1 protein-coding gene is annotated in these 602 nt (G+C 61.1%); it reads left to right on the forward strand.

What is annotated here, in order from left to right; translation table 11 throughout:
- On the forward strand, nucleotides 1-602 hold a 602-nt coding region (locus tag NP596_RS21795), incomplete at both ends, for a condensation domain-containing protein (RefSeq protein ID WP_256617465.1).

The following is a 602-nucleotide window of genomic DNA, read 5'->3' on the forward strand; positions in this document are numbered from 1 at the left end:
TGGCCAACCGCAACCGCCCGGAAAACCAACACCTGATCGGCTACTTCGTCAACACCGTCGTGTTGCGCAGCGAGCTCGACAGCCGCCAGTCGTTCACCGCCTTCCTGGCCCAAATTAAACATCATCTGCTGGACGCCCAGGCCCATCCCGACCTGCCGTTCGAACAGCTGGTCGACGCCCTGCAGCCCGAACGCAAGCTCGGACAAAACCCGCTGTTTCAAATCCTGATCAACCACCAGCAACAAGACTTCAGCGGCTTACAACAAAACGGCTGGCAAATCCAAGCCATAGACCGCGACAACGGCGCTGCCCAATTCGATCTCAGCCTCGACACCGAACAACACGGCAACGGTGAGATCGGCGGCTTCTTCACCTATGCCACCGACCTGTTCGACGCCGCCACCATTCAAAGCCTGGCCGACCACTACCAACAACTATTGGCGCAACTCACCAGCCAGCCCGCCACCGCCATCGCCGCCCAACCCTTGCTGACCGCCGCCGAACAAGCGCAACTGTCCGCCTGGAACGTCTGGGCCAAGCGCTACGACGAGTGCACCCCAGTGCATGAGCTGATCCAGCGCCAGGCCGAACGGCAACCGCAC

The organism is Methylomonas rivi (assembly GCF_024505165.1).
GTDB classification, from domain to species: Bacteria; Pseudomonadota; Gammaproteobacteria; order Methylococcales; family Methylomonadaceae; genus Methylomonas; species Methylomonas rivi.